This is a genomic window from Lysobacter sp. TY2-98 (genome assembly GCF_003367355.1).
Taxonomy (GTDB): domain Bacteria; phylum Pseudomonadota; class Gammaproteobacteria; order Xanthomonadales; family Xanthomonadaceae; genus Cognatilysobacter.
The window spans coordinates 375,976-393,750 of sequence record NZ_CP031413.1 but is presented as its reverse complement, the minus strand read 5'-3'; the positions used below and the strand labels follow the sequence as shown (position 1 = coordinate 393,750).

The 17,775-nt window shown below is 67.4% G+C and carries 13 protein-coding genes; 3 read left to right on the top strand and 10 right to left on the bottom strand.

The annotated features are described in order from the left end of the window. Window positions 1–190: 190 nt before the first annotated feature. From DWG18_RS01870 to gap, 8 genes are all read right to left on the bottom strand, one after another. Complete coding sequence (locus DWG18_RS01870; RefSeq protein WP_115644880.1) at window positions 191–1,201, bottom strand: class I fructose-bisphosphate aldolase; 1,011 nt, start codon at window positions 1,199–1,201, stop codon at window positions 191–193. Between the two features lie 108 nt (window positions 1,202–1,309). Next, window positions 1,310–2,776 carry a pyruvate kinase gene (gene pyk, locus DWG18_RS01865; protein ID WP_115644878.1) on the bottom strand — a complete coding sequence of 489 codons (1,467 nt, stop codon included), beginning with the start codon at window positions 2,774–2,776 and terminating at the stop codon, window positions 1,310–1,312. Between the two features lie 70 nt (window positions 2,777–2,846). Beyond that, a complete protein-coding gene (locus DWG18_RS01860) occupies window positions 2,847–5,048 on the bottom strand; it encodes a sel1 repeat family protein (RefSeq protein ID WP_115644876.1) in 2,202 nt (733 codons plus the stop codon). After that, window positions 5,045–7,081, bottom strand: a complete 2,037-nt coding sequence (locus DWG18_RS01855; RefSeq protein ID WP_115644874.1) for a DUF3857 domain-containing protein — start codon at window positions 7,079–7,081, stop codon at window positions 5,045–5,047. The genes DWG18_RS01860 and DWG18_RS01855 overlap by 4 nt, the downstream gene beginning before the upstream one ends. 50 nt (window positions 7,082–7,131) lie before the next feature. Continuing rightward, window positions 7,132–7,767: an HAD hydrolase-like protein gene (locus DWG18_RS01850; protein ID WP_115644872.1), complete on the bottom strand. Its 636-nt coding sequence runs from the start codon at window positions 7,765–7,767 to the stop codon at window positions 7,132–7,134. Between the two features lies 1 nt (window position 7,768). Continuing rightward, window positions 7,769–8,944, bottom strand: coding sequence for a phosphoglycerate kinase (locus DWG18_RS01845; RefSeq protein ID WP_115644870.1), 1,176 nt, complete (start codon window positions 8,942–8,944; stop codon window positions 7,769–7,771). Window positions 8,945–9,079: 135 nt separating this feature from the next. Further along, complete coding sequence (locus tag DWG18_RS01840; protein WP_240318570.1) at window positions 9,080–9,508, bottom strand: hypothetical protein; 429 nt, start codon at window positions 9,506–9,508, stop codon at window positions 9,080–9,082. 168 nt (window positions 9,509–9,676) lie between these two features. Next, entirely contained in the window at window positions 9,677–10,678 is a 1,002-nt protein-coding gene (gene gap / locus DWG18_RS01835) for a type I glyceraldehyde-3-phosphate dehydrogenase (protein WP_115644868.1), read from the bottom strand. Between the two features lie 117 nt (window positions 10,679–10,795). On the opposite strand from gap, the gene DWG18_RS01830 reads away from it, so the two are divergent. From DWG18_RS01830 to DWG18_RS01820, 3 genes are all read left to right on the top strand, one after another. Continuing rightward, on the top strand, window positions 10,796–11,611 hold the full coding sequence (locus tag DWG18_RS01830; protein WP_115644866.1) for a S1/P1 nuclease: 816 nt from the start codon (window positions 10,796–10,798) through the stop codon (window positions 11,609–11,611). Window positions 11,612–11,767: 156 nt separating this feature from the next. Beyond that, window positions 11,768–13,039 carry an HD-GYP domain-containing protein gene (locus DWG18_RS01825; RefSeq protein ID WP_162823647.1) on the top strand — a complete coding sequence of 424 codons (1,272 nt, stop codon included), beginning with the start codon at window positions 11,768–11,770 and terminating at the stop codon, window positions 13,037–13,039. Then, window positions 13,036–14,262, top strand: coding sequence for a GGDEF domain-containing phosphodiesterase (locus tag DWG18_RS01820; RefSeq protein WP_115644862.1), 1,227 nt, complete (start codon window positions 13,036–13,038; stop codon window positions 14,260–14,262). Before DWG18_RS01825 ends, DWG18_RS01820 begins: the two co-directional genes overlap by 4 nt. An 86-nt stretch (window positions 14,263–14,348) precedes the next feature. Here DWG18_RS01820 and tkt read toward each other — a convergent pair whose 3' ends face one another. Beyond that, window positions 14,349–16,340 (bottom strand): transketolase, encoded by a 1,992-nt coding sequence (gene tkt / locus DWG18_RS01815; RefSeq protein ID WP_115644860.1) that lies wholly within the window; start codon window positions 16,338–16,340, stop codon window positions 14,349–14,351. A gap of 84 nt (window positions 16,341–16,424) precedes the next feature. Then, on the bottom strand, window positions 16,425–17,753 hold the full coding sequence (locus DWG18_RS01810) for a dicarboxylate/amino acid:cation symporter (RefSeq protein ID WP_115644858.1): 1,329 nt from the start codon (window positions 17,751–17,753) through the stop codon (window positions 16,425–16,427). Window positions 17,754–17,775 lie beyond the last annotated feature (22 nt).

The window sequence follows — 17,775 nt, the reverse complement described above, 5'->3', positions numbered from 1 at the left end:
GATCCGAACAGCGGGGGGACCGGGAATTCTAGCCAGCGCCCGTGTTACCACCCGTGTCATCGGTACTGGATGGGGTGACGCGTTTGGAACCTCGGTGTTGCACGGCGGCGGTCAACGCACCGGCCGCGCGCGCCGGAAATGAAAACGCCGGCGCAAGGCCGGCGTCTCCGAATCACGATCGGCCGAGACGTCAGGCTGCGGCCTGCCACTGGCCGAGCGCGGCGAGGCCGTTGTCGCGGGCCCGCTCGAACACGGTCTGCTGGGCCTTCGCATAGTTGCCCTGCATGTCCTGCGACCACAGCTTCAGCGCGGCCTGCTGCATGGCGCGGCCGTACGAGAACGACAGCGGCCACGGGTGCGGGCCGGCGGCGTTCATCGCGTTCAGGTGTGCGGTCGCGTCGGCGTCGGACTGGCCGCCCGACAGGAAGACGATGCCCGGCAGCGTGGCTGGAACGGTCGACTTCAGGCAGCGCAGCGTCGCAGCGGCGACTTCCTCGATCGAGGCTTTCTCCGGCGACTGTGTCCCGTGGATGACCATCGACGCCTTCAGGATCGTGCCCTCGAGCATCACGTTCTGCTCGTACAGCGCGCCGAACAGCGAGCGCAGGACGACCTCGGTGACCTCGTAGCAGGTATCGATGTCGTGGCTGCCGTCCATGATCACCTCGGGTTCCACCATCGGCACCAGGCCCTGCTCCTGGCAGAGCGCGGCGTAGCGCGCCAGCGTGTGGCTGTTCGCCTCGATGCAGGTGCCGGTGGGGATGTCGTCACCGATGTTGATGACCGCGCGCCACTTCGCGAAGCGCGCGCCGAGCTTGTAGTACTCCTCGAGGCGGCCGCGCAGGCCGTCGAGGCCTTCGGTCACGACCTCGCCGGGGAAGCCGGCCAGCGGCACGGGGCCCTTGTCGACCTTGATGCCGGGGATGATCCCGTTCTGCATCATGACCTCGGTGAACGGCACGCCGTCCTTGGTGGACTGGCGGATCGTCTCGTCGAACAGGATGGCGCCCGACAGGTACTGGCCGATGTTCGGCGCCGTGAGCAGCAGCTCGCGGTAGGCGCGACGGTTTTCCTCGGTGTTCTCGATGCCGACGCCCGCGAAGCGCTTGGCGCAGGTCGCGTTGGATTCGTCGATCGCGATGATGCCCTTGCCCGGGGCAACCATCGCCTGGGCGGTCTCGGCAAGCTGTTCGATGCTCATGGGTCCGTGCGCGCTGGAATACAGGGGCCGGCATTATACCGGCCGGGCTGACTACGATTTCAGCGGCGGAACCGGCGCGGCGCTCGGCAGGCCGCCAGCGGCGCCCGACTACAGCTCCCCGAGCCCCTCGGCCTTGCCCCCGGGCCCGATCTGCAGCAGGCGCAGGGTATTGGTCGCGCCGTGCTGATGCATGATCTCGCCGCTGGTGAACACGATGCGGTCGCCATCCTCGAGCAGGCCGCGGTCGAAGAGCATCTTCGCCGCCGCGCGCGCGGCGATGCCCGCAGACATGCCGGTGCTGTCGAAACCGAGCGCGGTCACATCGCGCATCAGGCCCATGCGACGGCGCGCGTCGTCCTTGGTCGACAGCGCGATGATCGGCGCCGGTGAGCGGAAGCGCGACAGGAAGCGCGCGGTGCCACCCGATTCGGTCATCGCGACGATCGCCCGCACGCCGATGTGTTCGGACAGGAACATCGCCGCCATCGCGATCGCCTGGTCGGAACGATCAAGGCCGCGCGGCGCCGCTTCGAAGTTCGTGTCGTGATCGAACTGACGCTCGGCGCCCATGCAGATGCGATCCATCGCCTGCACCGCCTTGAGGGGATATTTACCCGCTGCCGATTCCTGCGACAGCATCACCGCGTCGGTGCCGTCGATCACCGAGTTGGCGACATCGAGCACTTCAGCGCGCGTGGGGATCGGGCTGTCCACCATCGACTGCAGCATCTGCGTCGCGGTGATCACGACCTTGTTGCGCAGCAGCGACTCGCGAATGATCTTCTTCTGCAGGCCCGGCAGTTCGGCGTCGCCGATTTCGACGCCGAGATCACCGCGCGCGACCATCACCACGTCGCTGGCGTCGACGATCTCGGCGAGGTTCTCGATCGCTTCGGCGCGCTCGATCTTGGACACGAGCGCGGCGTCGCAGCCCGCTTCGCGTGCGATGCGGCGCGCGTCGTGCATGTCCTGCGCGTTGCGACAGAACGACACCGCGATGAAGTCGACGCCGATACCGGCGGCGACCTTGATGAGCTCTTCGTCCTTGGGCGTCAGCGCACCGAGCGACAGGCCACCGCCTTGCTTGTTCAACCCCTTTCGATTCGACAACACGCCATCGTTGAGCACCGTGTTGATGATGCGCTCGCCTTCGACGCGCTCGACCTGCAGCTGCACCATGCCGTCGTCGAGCAGCAGCACGTCCCCCGGCACGACATCGCCCGGCAGGCCGAGATAGCTGACACCGACTTCGCGCTCGTTGCCGAGCGGCGCGTCGTTGCGCGCGACGAGGTCGAAGCGATCACCGGCCTTGAGCTCGACGCGATCGTTCTCGAACTTCTCGATGCGGATCTTCGGGCCCGGCAGGTCGGCGAGGATGCCGATCTCGCGTCCCACGCGTGCCGCTGCTTCACGCACCGCCTGCGCGCGTGCCACCTGCCCCGACGGATCACCGTGCGAGAAGTTCAGGCGAACGCAGTCGACACCCGCTTCGAGCAAGCGGTCGAGCACGCCAGGCGCATCCGTGGCGGGACCGAGGGTGGCGAGGATCTTGGTACGACGCGTCGTGTGGCTCATGCGGCGGCTGGTTGCGGAACGATCGCCGAAACCTAGCACGCCGCAATGACCGCGGGCGCGGCAATCGATTTCAAAGCTGCTTGAGGTCGTCCTCGACGTACGGCTTGCCGGCCTTGTACAGATCGAGGCGCGCCTGCATGCGCACGCGTGTGGTTTCGAACGCCTTTGTCGACGGTATTCCGTCCAGCGCGAGTCCCTGCAGTCGTATCGCCTCGATGAAATCACCCGTCGCCGCGTGACACGCGGCCAACGTATCCCGCACGCCGGGCGACAGCAGCCGCGGATCGCCGAGGCGTTTGGCGGCTTCGAGGCCGGCCTTCGGATCACGCTGCGACGCTTCAGGATGGACGCAGAGTCGCCACGCGAGGTCGTTCGTCGCGGCCATCGATCCGGCCGCGTCGGCCTCGTGTAGAAGCGCCATGCCGCGCTCGCGTGCGGATGCGCCCGGCTGGGACAGCAACCAACTACCGTACGCCGCCTTGGCGTCGACATCGCCCGTAGCAACCGCCTTCTTCATCCACGACTCCGCGCTGGACGCATCCTCGCGGCCGAAACTGCCCTGCAGATACGCGCGCGCGAGCTGCATCTGTGAGGATGCGTCATCCCGCTCGGCGTCCTGAAGGAGCAGGCGACGTGCCCGTGCCGCGTCCTTGGCCACCCCGCGCCCGTCGATCAGAAGCGAAGCGAGCGCGCGTCGCGCAGCCGGAACGGTGCCCGACAGTTCCTCATAGGTGGACGCCGCGTCCGCGACGGTCCCGACACCCGGGACGTCCTGCTCCTGGAGCGATGCCAGCGACAGGGCCGCATCCACATCGCCATGGATCACGCTGCCGAGTAGCCAGTTGCTGGCCGATTCGTATCGCCCATCGGCCATGTCCTGGGCGGCCATCATCCTTGCCGCGAAGTCATCTCCACCCAGCGCTGCATCGCGCAGCATCGCGAGCGAGGCGTCCGCCGCGCCCGGCGTACCGATCCGCTGCAAAGCGACGATCCGCTTGGACTCGGGGTCACCCGCCTCGGCTGCACGTGCGCGCAGTGCGTCCGCTTCGGGCGACTTCAGCGTGCTCGCCATCGTCGCCAGAAGACCGAGACCTCGCCCGGTGCGGTTGTTTTCAGGTGCCTCGAGAAACGCGCGATCGTCGCCCACCGGCATGGCCTTCAGACTTCCGAGTCGGCGGGCGATGCCGAGTGCGCGTGCTGCGGGAACACCCCCGCGTTCGGCCTTGCCGACGCGCTCGACAAGCCACGCGGGCCACGCCTCGCCGTGCACGGTCATCAACGACGCCGCGAGCACCGTTCCGGCCAGGCTGTCGGATGCGCGATCGGCTGCGTCGATGAGCGCCAGCGCGGCGGCCTCGTCCTTCTTGACGCCAACGCCATGCAGATAGGCCTGGGCGAGTTCCGCGCGCGCAAGCGCCTGCCCCTTTTCGGCCATCGGCAGCAGCGCATCGACCAGCCCGTCCTCGCAACCGGCGAACGGCTTTGTCGAACAGACTTCCATCCACCCCTGCATCGCCAGCACACCGCCGCGCGCCGCGCCGGCTTTCAGTGCATCACGCTTGGCGCGCGCGTCGCTCTTGCCCCACGCTTCGCGCGCACTGAGCGCGTCCGCCGATGCGACGTCCTCGCCACTCCATGCCTCGAGGAAGGCGTGCGCGATGGCGTAGCGATCGGCCGGGTAGCCACGGAATTTGCTCTCGCTTTCGAGCTGCGCGAGCGTGTCGACCCAGTCGAAGGTAAGTTCGCGTTCGCGCTTGCTGTCGGGATCGAACACCGCGACCGTCCGCGGGTAGCCCTGCCTCACGTGGAGGTCGGTGTAATAGGCATAGCGCTCCTCGTAGCCCGCCGCGCTGACGAACGCCATGACGTCTTCGGGACGCACGATGCGAAGCGGCGGCGCCCACGCGCCACGACCGGTCTGGCTGAGCGCATGGCGCGTGAGGGCACCAAGCGTCTCGAGTTCGCGATCGGCGCGTGCCGTATCACCACGCGATTCCGCGCACATCATCGCAGCGTGGTGCAGCGCGACGCCGACCGGTGCCCCTTTCAGTGCCGCGTCGAGCCGGTCGCCCGCGTCGCGGCAGCTGTCCGCATCGACACGGGTGCCGTCGTAGCCCACCGCGCCGAGCACGTGATACGCCTCGTTGACTTCGCTGTACTTGGCGTGCGCAAAGAAGTCCGACCACGCCGCGGCGGCGTCGAACGGCGCGGCGGCCCGCGCAAGGCCGGTGATCGCGAGCAGCGTGGCCGCGGCAAGGATTTTCTGTCTCATTGGTGATCTTCCTTCATCGCGTCGCGGAGCAGCGCCTTCAGCCGATCTTCGCGCTGGCTGGCGTCGAGTGCGGCGGGGGTCTGAAAGCGGAGTCGCACCGACAGGTCGTCGCGAAGCGAGCGCAACATGTCGATGTGCTGGGCCACTCGGGCCCCATCGAGGTCGGGCTGCTTCGTATCCAGCGTGTACTCGATGCTCGTCGTGCCGCTCTTCCGCTCGACCACCCTCGAATACTCCATGGCATCCGATGTGCGACGGATGCTGTCGGTGGAGAACAGCGGACTCCATTGCGCGGGGGCAACGACTTCGATGCGGTGGACGTAATGACCACGCCCGCCGACATGCAATGGCCCCATGCGATCGACGCGTGACGGCAGCGCGGTCGCCGTGTCGAGTGCATCCGCATACAGGTCGACTGCGCGCGTACTGCCGCTCGCGTCCACGAAGGGTGTAGGCAACCGGTAACTCTCCCGCACGACGACGACGTTCGCCTGGCGGTCGTCGGTGATCTTCGGGGGCCCATCCGGCTCGACCTTGCGATAGCGCTTGCCGTAATAGTCCGCGTAGCGACGCGCGGTTTCATCGACGCGCTCGGACGCGAAGCGCCGTCGTGCATTGTCCGCATCGCCACCGTGATACGTCGTTTCGACGACGAGCCGCGCGGCCTCGCCCGCGGTCGCCAGCTCGAAGCGTTCGATCGACTCGATCGCGTCGGCGATCTTTGCCGGTGGCGCAACGGCGTCCATTGCGATGGTCGAAGGATCGATCGGAAGTGCTGCACCCAGGGCGCTGAGGTCGACCGCGCGCGGATCACCGCCCTGCTGGTCGATCGTGGCATCCAGCCATACCGTTTCGGCGCCAACGCGCGCTCGCACGATCACGTGGTCGAAGACGTCGGCCGAGGGCACGTAGTCGCGCACCGCCGCGCCGTTGCTGCTGGAGACGAGCGCTGGGACGGCCGGGATGTCCAGGCGACCGAGTATCGTCGCGAGCAGATAGGCCTTGTCCTTGCAGTCGCCGAGATGCCGCGTCCACGTGTCGGCCGGTGCATGCGGGCGATGGGACGATTCGCCCATCTCCAGGCCGAAATAGCGCACTTCGTCCTGGACGGCGCGCAGCGCCGCGGTCATGCGGGCGATCGGGTCGTCGATCCGGCGCCACGCGGCGATCCGCGCTTCAAGATCCGGCGGCAGCGCATTACCCGCCTCGGGGTAGAGAGGCAATGCCCAGCGGACCACGTCCGCCCAGGATTGCTCGTGGCCGATCTGGAACGCGGGGTAGGGCTGGTAGCCACGCGGGTAGTCGCCGGGATTCTCCATCGCGGCGATCCCATGCTTCTCGAAGGACGCGACGACGCCCTCGGGCGTGGTTTCGATCCGCGGTGCCTCCACACCGTTCTCGCGATGCACGGTCAGACGCGTGCCGGCATCGAACAGCATGCGGCTGCGCAGATCGAGGATCGGGCTGCTGTAGGCGGCGTAGAACCAGTCGGTGTCCTGGTCCGCGAGCACCGGATTCCGGCCATCCACCGTATAGGCGATGCGCACTTCGTCGCCCACGCGGACGTCGTCGAGCACGATGAGCGCGGTCACGCCGCCGTCGGCGAGGTCCTTCTCGAATTCGCCTTCCCGGCGTGCGAGCGAAATGCGCGCCGGATCCAGGCGTGACGACCAATGCCCATCCCGGCGCAGTTCGACCCGGTGGATCGTCAGCGTCTGGTACTCGGGGTTGAAGTCGATCTGGAATCGACCCGCCTCGCCCAGCATCGAGGCGGACAACGGCTCGTACACGGTATCGGTGTAGGCGCGCTCAGCGCCAGCGCGATGGTCGATCTGACGGTCGTACATCCAGAACCGCCAACGTCCGTCGTCCGCTCCGGGCGTCCGCGCCGGCCATGCCGATCGCACGTCGCCGACCCGTACGAACGCCGGTGCGGGCGCCGTCGAGAATCGGTACTGCCCGCGCACATGCTCTTCCGCGTGCACCGCTACCGCCAGCGACGCCAGCAGCGCCGCTCCCATCCACTTGCGCATCGAATTCCCCTGCCCTGCACGGTGCCGAACGGCGCCGTCCCCAGGGGGAATTATGCGGCGACTTCCGCCAATCCGCTGGGGCGCGCAACCACGATGTCGGCGCCCGCCTTCCGCAATTCCTCCTCGCTCCCGAATCCCCACAGCACGCCGATGCCCCGCATGGCGTGGTGCACCGCACCCTCCATGTCCATGCGGCGGTCGCCGATCATGGTGCAGTCGCGGGCGTCGGCGCCGAGGCGGTCCAGCGCTTCGGCGATCAGTTCGGGCTTGTGGCTGAGCCGCCCATCGAGCGTCGCGCCGATGACATCCACGAAGCGATGGCCGAACGGCAGGCTCGCAATGATCTTGCGTGCATGCGGTTCGTTCTTGGCGGTGACGACCGCGAGGCGATGCCCGGCGGCGTACAGCGCTTCGATCGCCTCAGCGATGCCGTCGTAGATCGTGTGCTCGGCCCAGCCGTGCGTCTCGTACCGCTCGCGGTAGTGCTCGACGGCCTGCTCGACGCGCGCATCATCCTTCAGCAACGGCGCGAAACTGACGCGCAACGGCGGGCCGATCCAGCTGCGCAGCGTTGCGTCGTCCGGCACGGGCTCGCCGAGCCGCTCGAATGCGTGCGCCGCGCAGCGGGTGATGCCGACGGCCGAGTCGATCAGCGTGCCGTCGAGGTCGAAGAACAGCGTCGCCATGTCAGGCGGCGCGCGCTTCGAGCGCAGCCACGGCCGGCAGCGTCTTGCCTTCCAGGAATTCGAGGAACGCGCCGCCGCCGGTGGAGATGTAGCTGACGTCGTCGGCGATGCCGTACTTGTCGACCGCCGCGAGCGTGTCGCCACCGCCGGCGATCGAAAAGGCCTTGCTCGACGCGATCGCGCGCGCGAGGGCTTCGGTGCCCTTGCCGAACGCGTCGAACTCGAACACGCCGACCGGGCCGTTCCACACCACGGTGCCGGCATTGCGGATCAGTTCGGCGTAGAGCGCTGCGGTCTTCGGGCCGATGTCGAGGATCATGTCGTCATCGCCGACCGCGTCGACCGTCTTCACCGTTGCCGGTGCATTCGCATTGAATTCCGGCGCCACGACGACGTCGACCGGCATCGGGATTTCGGCGCCCCGCGCCTTGGCCTGCGCCATGATCGCCTTCGCGGTGTCGATGAGGTCGCGCTCGACCAGCGACTTGCCGACGCCATGGCCCATCGCCGCGATGAAGGTGTTCGCGATGCCGCCGCCGACGATCAGCTGGTCGACGCGCGAGACGAGGTTGCCCAGCAGTTCGAGCTTGGTCGACACCTTCGAACCCGCGACGATCGCCAGCAACGGGCGCGCCGGTTCCTGCAGCGCCTTCGCCAGCGCATCGAGTTCGGCCATCAGCAGCGGGCCGCCACACGCGACCTTCGCCTGGCGGATCACGCCGTGGGTCGATGCCTGCGCGCGGTGCGCGGTACCGAAGGCGTCCATGACGAACACGTCGCACAGCGCCGCGTACGCCTTCGACAACGCCTCGTCGTCCTTGCCCTCGCCGACGTTCATGCGGCAGTTCTCGAGCATCACGATCTGGCCGGGCTGCACATCGACGCCGCCGGTCCAGTCGCGCACCAGCGGCACCTCGACGCCGAGCAGTTCGGACACGCGCTGGGCGACAGGCGCGAGCGAATCGCCCTCGCTGAACACGCCCTCCTTCGGCCTGCCGAGATGTGACATCACCATCACCGCCGCGCCCTTCTCCAGCGCCATGCGCAGCGTCGGCAGCGCGGCGATGATGCGCTGCTCGGACGTGATGCGACGGTCGGCGATCGGCACGTTCAGATCTTCTCGGATCAGCACGCGCTTGCCGGCGAGGTCGAGGTCGGACATGCGGAGGATGGACATGGAGGCTCCCGGGAGTGGCGACGGCGCGGATGCGCAGTCCGTCATTGTCGCCGGTCGGCGCCGCCGCGGAAAACGGCCGTCCCGGAACGACGAAGCCCCGCACGGGCGGGGCTTCGCTTGGCGCAACGGCGGCGATTACTCGCGGTAGCCGTCTTCCGCCGCGTCGTACTCGATCTTGATCAGCACCTTCTGACCGTCGAAATCGGACTGGTTGGTGAAGACCAGGCGACCCAGGCCCTTGATCGCGCATTCCGTGCGGACCTTGTCGCCGCCGAAATGGAACGGGATGAACGACTTGCCGGTCATGTACTCGCCGCAGTCGGCGCCGTGCGTCGTCTTGTCGCCGAGGACGTCGTTCGCCTGCTTCATCGACATGCCGATTTCAAGCTTCGTGAACGGGCTGCCCGGAATCTCGTTGCCGACGATCTCGCCCTCGACATCGTGGCGTCCCTTGACTTCGCGGCTCGGCGGTTCGTCCGCGTCCTTCTTCTTGGCTTCGGCCGTGGCGACGGCCGACAGGGCCATCAGCGCCACCATGCAGGCGGCGAGCGTCTTGCGTGACATGCAATCTCCTTGTGGGTCCCCGATGGCGCGGGGTGCGCCGCGGCAGTATCGCAAGCGAGACACCGGTCGCGCCACGGCAGGATCGCCCGGCGTCGCGTGGGATTAGTCCGACCCCATAAACGACGAACCCCGCTTCCGCGGGGTCCGTTGACTGTACTTCGCGACGGCTTACCTCGCGACCACGCGCACCATCTCGAGGCACTTGTTCGAGTAGCCCCACTCGTTGTCGTACCACGCGACGAGCTTGACGAAGGTCGGGTCGAGCGCGATGCCGGCTTCGGCGTCGAAGATCGACGTGCGTGCGTCGCCGCGGAAGTCGGTGGCGACGACCTTGTCTTCGGTGTACCCGAGCACGCCCTTGAGGGCGCCTTCGGACTGCGCCTTCATTTCCGCGCAGATTTCGGCGTAGGTGGCGTTCTTCTCGAGTTCGACCGTGAGGTCGACCACCGACACGTCCGACGTCGGCACGCGGAAGCTCATGCCGGTGAGCTTCTTGTTGAGCTCTGGAATCACGACACCGACGGCCTTCGCCGCGCCCGTGCTCGACGGGATGATGTTCTCGAGGATGCCGCGGCCGCCGCGCCAGTCCTTGTTCGACGGGCCGTCGACCGTCTTCTGCGTCGCCGTCGCGGCGTGCACTGTGGTCATCAGGCCGCGCTTGATGCCCCACTTGTCGTTCAGCACCTTGGCCAGCGGCGCGAGGCAGTTCGTGGTGCAGGACGCGTTCGAGATGATCGCCTCGCCCGCGTAACGGCGCTCGTTGACGCCGTAGACGAACATCGGCGTGTCGTCCTTCGACGGCGCCGACAGGATCACCTTCTTCGCACCGGCATCGAGATGCTTCTGGGCGGTGGACTTGTCGAGGAACAGGCCGGTGGATTCGATGACGACGTCGGCGCCGATCTCGTTCCACTTGAGGTTGGCCGGATCGCGTTCCTGGGTCAGGCGGATCTTCTTGCCGTTGACGACCAGCGCGCCGTCCTCGACCGACACGTCGCCCTTGAAGCGGCCGTGCACGGAGTCGTAGCGCAGCATGTAGGCGAGGTAGTCGGGCTCGAGCAGGTCGTTGATGCCGACGATCTGGATGTCGTCGCCGAAGTTCTGCACGGCTGCACGCAGCACGTTGCGACCGATGCGGCCGAAGCCGTTGATGCCTACCTTGATCGTCATGGAGAGCTCCTGCGGGGCCCGAAACGGCCGGGAAACAGTCGCGCATTCTAGCAGGGCGGCTGAACGGCCCATCAGGCGGTGCCCGTCCGCGCGGGGCTTGTCACGTACCATTCCGCGATGATCCGACGCCTCCTCGCTTCCGCCCTGCTCTGCGCCATCGCCTCGCCCGCCTTCGCCTGGGGCGCGATGGGACACCGCCTCGTCGCCGACCTCGCTGCGGACGAACTCACGCCCGCCGCGCGTCACGAAGTCGACGTCCTGCTCAAGGGCGAGGCCGAACCGACGCTCGCCGGAATCGCCAACTGGGCGGACGCTCTGCGCGCGAACGATCCGGATCTCGGCAAGCGCAGCGCGAAGTGGCACTACGCGGACATCGCGGAGAACGGCTGCGGAACTTACGAGCCCCCGCGCGACTGCCCGAACGGCGACTGCGTGATCGAAGCCATCCGCGCGCAGACCAAGATCCTTGCCGACCACTCGCAGTCCATCGACGCGCGTCGTCAGGCGCTCAAGTTCGTCGTGCATTTCATCGGCGACGTGCACCAGCCCCTGCATGCGGCATTCGCACGCGACAAGGGCGGCAACACGGTGCAGGTGCGCATCCCGACCGCCGACGGCGGCGAAAAGGGCAGCAACCTGCATTCACTGTGGGACAGCGGCCTGATCGAGCTGACCGGCCTCGACGAAGCGGCCTATCTCGCCAAGCTGCGCGCGCTTCCGCTGGTGGTTGACATTCCGACGCACGTGCTTCCGCCGGATTCACCGGCATGGGCGCAGACGTCGTGCCGCATCGCCACGCGACCCGGCGTGTATCCGTCGGGCACGCAGATCGACGCTGCCTACGCGGCGACGTTTACACCGCTGATCGACGAACAGCTGCGCCGTGGCGGCACGCACCTCGCCCAAGTGCTCAACGCCGCGCTCGCCCCGTAAGGCTGACGTCCCACGGCGGTTGCTGACGCGCCCGGTCGGCATCGCACGCTGCCCGCATGGGTCGCACGCCGTCCGGCGGTTCGAATGCTTGCCAGTGCCCTGCGGCGGTTTACTCTTGGGGGATCGACGTCCCCGGAGGACGGTCGACGGGGGCGCATGCAGATCGAAGAGCGCGAGATCGAAGCGGACCAGGTACGGCTCGGCATGTTCGTGTGCCGGCTCGATCGCCCGTGGACCGAAACGCCCTTCCCGCTGCAGGGCTTCTATGTCCACGAGTTGTCGCAGATCGAAACACTGCGCAACTACTGTCGCCGCGTCTGGATCGACGTCGAGCTCACCCAGCGCGGCTATGCGCGCAGCTTTTCCGGAATGAGCGCGCTGTCCAGCGCCGCCAGCCAGATGACGACCGACCGCGACATCACGCCCAACGGCGCCTCCGTCAGTACGCCTGCGCCGACGCGTGACCCGCGCCTCGGCAGCGCGACCTACCGCGACACCGTCGATTTCGAACACGAGGTGCCGCGCGCGCGCGAGGCGCTCGAGAACACCGCCACCACCATCAGCGAGCTGGTCGAACAGGCGCAGTCGGGCAAGCCCATCGAGCCCGAGGTCGCGCACGCCGCGGCACGCCCCGTCGTCGCCAGCGTGCTGCGCAATGCGGATGCCATGTTCTGGCTCAACGCGCTTCGCCGTCACGACGGTTACGCGTATTCGCATGCCCTCAACTGCGCGATGCTCGCCGCCGCGTTCGGGCGCCACCTCGGTCTGCCCGAGGACTACCTGGTCGAACTCGCGACCGGCGCGATGCTGATGGACATCGGAAAGACACAGGTGCCGCAGCCGCTGCTCGAGCGCGAAGGCCCCCTCGATCCGTTGTCGATGGCACGCGTGCGTCGCCATGTCGAACTCGGCACGCAGATGCTGCAGGACGACCGCTTCAGCGCCACCGTCATCGAGATGGTGCGCGGCCACCACGAGCGCGCCGACGGCACCGGTTATCCCGCGCGTCGTTCGGGCGGCGACATTCCGCTGCATGCGCGCATCGCCGCGATCGTGGACAGCTTCGACGCGATGACCAGTGACCGTCCGCACGCGCCCGCCATGGCGCGCCACATCGCGCTGCAGGACCTCTACCGCGATCGCGTGACGCGCTATTACCCGGAACTCGTCGAGCAGTTCATCAGCTGCCTGGGCGTGTATCCCACAGGATCACTCGCGGAACTCAACACCGGCGAGATCGTCGCGATCATGTCGCAGAACGCCGCACGCCGACTGCGGCCGCGCGTGCTGGTGCTGACCGATCCGGACGGCAGGCTGCTATCCGGCTTCCGGACGCTGGATCTGCTGTCGGCCGACAGCGCGATCGAAATCCGTCGTCCGCTCGCCGATCACCACGCCGGCATCGACGTCAAGGAACTTTATCTTTGAACCGCGCGGAGCTGTCCCATCGGCTCAACGCGCGCATCGAAGCCGGCGCGTCGTCGTTCGCGGTGATGCTGGTTCGCGTGCAGCGCCTGCAGGAATTCCGCCTCGTGCACGGTTACGAGGCCAGCGACGCCGTCGGTCGCGCGGCTTGCGAGCGCATCCGCGAACTGCTGCGACCGCAGGACGAACTCGACCAGGTCGCCGAGAACGAATTCATCGTGCTGCTGCCGGGGCTGATGAATCCCGGCCACGCGATGCTCGCGGCGACGCGCGCCGTGCGTGCGTTCGAGACGCCACTGCTGTTCGCGCAGCATGCGGTGATGACGCCAGTCGCGGTGGGTGTCGCCCTGTTTCCGGAACACGGAAACGACGCCACGACACTGCTGCGCCGTGCCGAGATCGCCTTGCGCGATGCCAAGCGCCTGAGTGAGCGGTGCGCGCTCTACAGCCCGGGCACCGAGCGCGCGATGGTGCCCTACGAGTGGCTGCATGATGCGTTGCGCACGAACCGTCTCGAAGCGCACTTCGAGCCCATCCTCGACCTGCGCCGCAATGCGGTCTGCGGTTACGAGTCGCTCGCACGCTGGCACGATCCCGACGGCGGCCCGATCCGCCCCGACGTGTTCATTCGCCTTGCCGAGGACACCGGCCTCATCGCCGAGCTGACCCGCTGGAGCCTCAACGCAACGTTCCGTCATGCCGCCGCGATCCGCTCGAGCGAACAGCGGCTTCGCTTCTCGGTGAACATCTCGCCGCGCGTGTTCGGCCAACGCGACCTGGTGCAGCAGATCACCGGCGCGCTCGCGGTCTGGGACATGCCGCCCGACGCGGTGACACTCGAAGTCACCGAAAGCGCGCTGATGGAAGATCCGCTGACCAGCATCGCCATGCTGCACACGCTGCGCGACGCCGGCCTCGCGATCTCGATCGACGACTTCGGCGCCGGCTATTCGTCGCTGGCCTATCTCAAGCAGCTGCCGGCGACCGAACTCAAGATCGACCGCAGCTTCGTCGCCGACATGCGCCACGACCTGCGCTCCGCGCGCGTCGTGCGCGCGATCATCGACCTCGGCCATCAGCTCGACCTGCAGGTCGTTGCGGAAGGCGTCGAGGACGCGGAGACGCTGGAAGTGCTGCGCGCCCTCGGCTGCGATCGTGCGCAGGGCTATCACATCGGCCGTTCGACGCCGGCGTCGTTCCTGCTGGATCGCGTCGCACCGGCCTGAGGCCTGGCCTATGAAAAAACGGCGCCATCAAGGCGCCGTTTTCGTTTGCGACGTGCCGATTGACGCCCGCACGCTGTTTGCAGCAATCAACGCAGCGCGCGCGCCGCCTCGACCACCGCATCGACGGTGAATCCGAAATGCGGGAACAGCTTCTCGGCCGGCGCGCTGGCGCCGAAGCCGTGCATGCCGATCACCACACCGTCGAGGCCGACGTACTTGCTCCAGAAATCGGCCGTGCCGGCTTCGATCGCGACGCGACGACGCACGGCGTTCGGCAGCACCGACTCGCGGTACTCCGGCGACTGGCGATCGAAGATGTCCGTGCACGGCATCGACACGACGCGTACCGTGTCGCCGAGCTGTTCCGCGGCCTGCATAGCGAGACCGACTTCCGAACCGGTCGCGATCAGGATCAGCTCCGGCGTGCCGACCGAATCCTTGAGCACGTAGCCGCCACGCTCGATGTCGGCGACCTGCTGCGCGGTGCGCTGCTGGTGCGGCAGGTTCTGACGCGAGAACACGAGGCAGCTCGGGCCGTCGTTGCGGACGATCGCGTGCTTCCACGCCGCCGCCGATTCCACCGCATCGCAGGGACGCCAGACGTCGTTGTGCGGAATGTAGCGCAGCGAGGCGAGGTGCTCGATCGGCTGGTGCGTCGGGCCGTCCTCGCCGAGGCCGATCGAGTCGTGCGTATAGACGTGGATGACATGCGCGCCCATGAGCGCCGACATGCGCACCGCGTTGCGCGCGTAGTCGCTGAAGACGAGGAACGTGGCGTCGTACGGGATGAAGCCGCTATGCAGCTCCAGGCCGTTGCAGATCGCCGACATGCCGAATTCGCGCACACCGAAATAGATGTAGTTGGCGTTCGGGTCGTCGGTCGCGACCGACTTCGAACCCTTCCACAGCGTGAGGTTCGAATGCGCCAAGTCGGCGGAACCGCCGACGAGCTCCGGCAGCAGTGGCGCGAAGGTTTCGATCGCCATCTGCGACGCCTTGCGCGACGCGACAACGGGGCCTTCGGCCTGAAGCTTCGCGATGTACGCATCGGCATCGGCGACGAAATTCGCCGGAAGTTCCGAACGAATGCGACGCGACAGCTCCGCGGCTTCGGTCGGGAACGCGGCGGCGTAGGCGTCGAACGCCTTCTGCCACTGCGCCTCACGCGCAAGGCCCTTGCCGTTCGCACGCCAGGCGTCGGCGATCGCCTGCGGCACTTCGAAGTCGCCCGCCGTCCAGCCGAGTGCCGCGCGCGTAGCGACGATCTCGTCCTTCCCGAGCGGCGCACCGTGGCTCGACTCCTTGCCCGCCTTCGCCGGCGAACCGAAGCCGATCGTGGTGCGGCAGCAGATCAGCGTCGGCTTGTCATTCGACTTCAGCGCCTGCTCGATCGCGTTCTTGATCGACGCCGCGTCGTGCCCGTCGACGCCGCGCACCACATTCCAGCCGTAGGCCTCGAAGCGCTTGGGCGTGTCGTCGGTGAACCAGCCGTCGGTGTTGCCGTCGATGCTGATGTGGTTGTCGTCCCAGAACGCCACGAGCTTGTGCAGGCCCCAAGTACCGGCGAGCGACGCCGCTTCATGCGAGATGCCTTCCATCAGGCAGCCGTCGCCCATGAACACCCAAGTGCGGTGGTCGACGATCTGGTGCCCGTCGCGATTGAAGCGCTGCGCGAGCAGCTTCTCCGCGAGCGCGAGGCCGACGGCATTCGCGAAGCCCTGGCCGAGCGGACCGGTCGTGGTCTCGACGCCCGGCGTCATGAAGTTCTCGGGGTGGCCCGGCGTCTTCGATTCGAGCTGGCGGAAGTTGCGCAGGTCGTCGATCGACAGGTCGTAACCCGTCAGGTGCAGCAGCGCGTACTGCAGCATCGAGCCGTGGCCGTTCGACAGGATGAAACGGTCGCGGTTGAACCAGCCCGGGTTCTCCGGGTTGTGGCTCAGGTAGTCGTTCCAGAGAACTTCCGCGATGTCGGCCATGCCCATCGGCATGCCCGGATGACCGGAATTGGCGGCCTGAACCGCGTCGATGGCGAGGAAACGGACGGCGTTGGCGAGGTCGCGGCGGGTCGGCGTGGTCATCGGGCGGGGAATCCGGGGTCACCGGAGCGGGCGGCGGAGCCCGCTATTCTCCCATCCCAAGCCGCGCCCTGCCCGGCCGCTCGCCTAGTGGCCGACGCCGCCTTCGCTCGGCAGCGCTTCCGGCACGTCGGTGTGGCCGCTGCGGTGCGAGACGACGACCGCGGTGGCGAGATCGCCGGTCACGTTGAGCGCGGTGCGGCACATGTCGAGGAACGTGTTGACGCCGAGGATGATGCCGATGCCTTCGGCCGGCAGGCCGACGATGCCGCAGATCATCGCGATCACCGGCAGCGAGCCCGACGGAATGCCCGCCGTGCCGATACCACCGAGGATGCACAACACCAGCACCATCAGCTGATGACCGATGCCCAGGTGCAGGCCATAGACCTGCGCCAGGAACAGCACGGTGATGCCTTCGAACAGCGCCGTGCCGTGGTGGTTGGCCGATGCGCCCACCGTCAGTACGAAGCGCGAGACCTTGCGCGGCAGGCGCAGGTTTTCCTCGGCGACGCGCAAGGTCACCGGCAGCGTCGCACTCGACGATGCGGTGGCGAACGCGGTGAGCGTGGCTTCCTGCGAACCGCGGAAGAACGCGATCGGCGACATGCCGCCCATGAAGCGCACCCACAGCGGGATCACCACGAAGCCATGGATGAAGATCGCCAACAGCACGGTGATGACGAACCAGCCGAGGCTGAGCAGCACGTCGAGGCCGAGCTTGGCGCACAGCATGAACATGAAGCAGAACACCGCGTACGGCGCGAGCTTGATGAACATGCCGATGAGATGCATGCAGATCTCGAACAGGCCGTGCAGCGCGTTCTTGAAGGCTTCGGTGCCCGGTGTCGGACGCATCACCAGGCCGATGCCGAACATCAGCGCGAAGAACACGATGCCGAGCTTCTGCTTGTCATCGCCCATCGCACTGACGATGTTGTGCGGCACGATGTTGACCAGCAGATCCATGATGTTGAGCTGGTTGCCCTGCGTCGCGATCTCGCTGGCTTTGGCGAGATTGCTGCTCATCGCCCTCTGGATCAGCTCCGGCGACATGTGCGTGCCGGGCTGCAGCAGGTTGACGCAGACCAGGCCGATCGCGACCGCTGCGCCCGTCACCACGCCGGTGTAGATCAGCGTGCGCCAGCCGAGCCGGCCGAGGCTCGCGATGTCGCCCAGTTCCGCAACGCCGAGCACCAGCGCCGAGAACATCAGCGGGACGACCAGCATGAACAGCAGGTTGAGGAAGATCTGGCCGAACGGCTTCAGCAGGTACGTCGTCAGGTGTTCGACCCAAGCAGCGTCCGGCATCGTGGCGTGCACGACGAGGCCGATGACGGCGCCCAGCACGAAACCCAGCAGCACCTTGACGTGCAGGGGAAGGCCGCGCCGAGGGGCGGAAGTCGTTGCGTGCATGGTGGTCTCCGTCGAAGCGGTG

What these genes read in the sequence shown, in the direction of transcription:
- DWG18_RS01870 (WP_115644880.1), bottom strand. Translation starts at nt 1,201, where the DNA reads ATGAGCATCGAACAGCTTGCCGAGACCGCCCAGGCGATGGTTGCCCCG.
- pyk (WP_115644878.1), bottom strand. Translation starts at nt 2,776, where the DNA reads ATGAGCCACACGACGCGTCGTACCAAGATCCTCGCCACCCTCGGTCCC.
- DWG18_RS01860 (WP_115644876.1), bottom strand. Translation starts at nt 5,048, where the DNA reads ATGAGACAGAAAATCCTTGCCGCGGCCACGCTGCTCGCGATCACCGGC.
- DWG18_RS01855 (WP_115644874.1), bottom strand. Translation starts at nt 7,081, where the DNA reads ATGCGCAAGTGGATGGGAGCGGCGCTGCTGGCGTCGCTGGCGGTAGCG.
- DWG18_RS01850 (WP_115644872.1), bottom strand. Translation starts at nt 7,767, where the DNA reads ATGGCGACGCTGTTCTTCGACCTCGACGGCACGCTGATCGACTCGGCC.
- DWG18_RS01845 (WP_115644870.1), bottom strand. Translation starts at nt 8,944, where the DNA reads ATGTCCATCCTCCGCATGTCCGACCTCGACCTCGCCGGCAAGCGCGTG.
- DWG18_RS01840 (WP_240318570.1), bottom strand. Translation starts at nt 9,508, where the DNA reads ATGTCACGCAAGACGCTCGCCGCCTGCATGGTGGCGCTGATGGCCCTG.
- gap (WP_115644868.1), bottom strand. Translation starts at nt 10,678, where the DNA reads ATGACGATCAAGGTAGGCATCAACGGCTTCGGCCGCATCGGTCGCAAC.
- DWG18_RS01830 (WP_115644866.1), top strand. Translation starts at nt 10,796, where the DNA reads ATGATCCGACGCCTCCTCGCTTCCGCCCTGCTCTGCGCCATCGCCTCG.
- DWG18_RS01825 (WP_162823647.1), top strand. Translation starts at nt 11,768, where the DNA reads ATGCAGATCGAAGAGCGCGAGATCGAAGCGGACCAGGTACGGCTCGGC.
- tkt (WP_115644860.1), bottom strand. Translation starts at nt 16,340, where the DNA reads ATGACCACGCCGACCCGCCGCGACCTCGCCAACGCCGTCCGTTTCCTC.
- DWG18_RS01810 (WP_115644858.1), bottom strand. Translation starts at nt 17,753, where the DNA reads ATGCACGCAACGACTTCCGCCCCTCGGCGCGGCCTTCCCCTGCACGTC.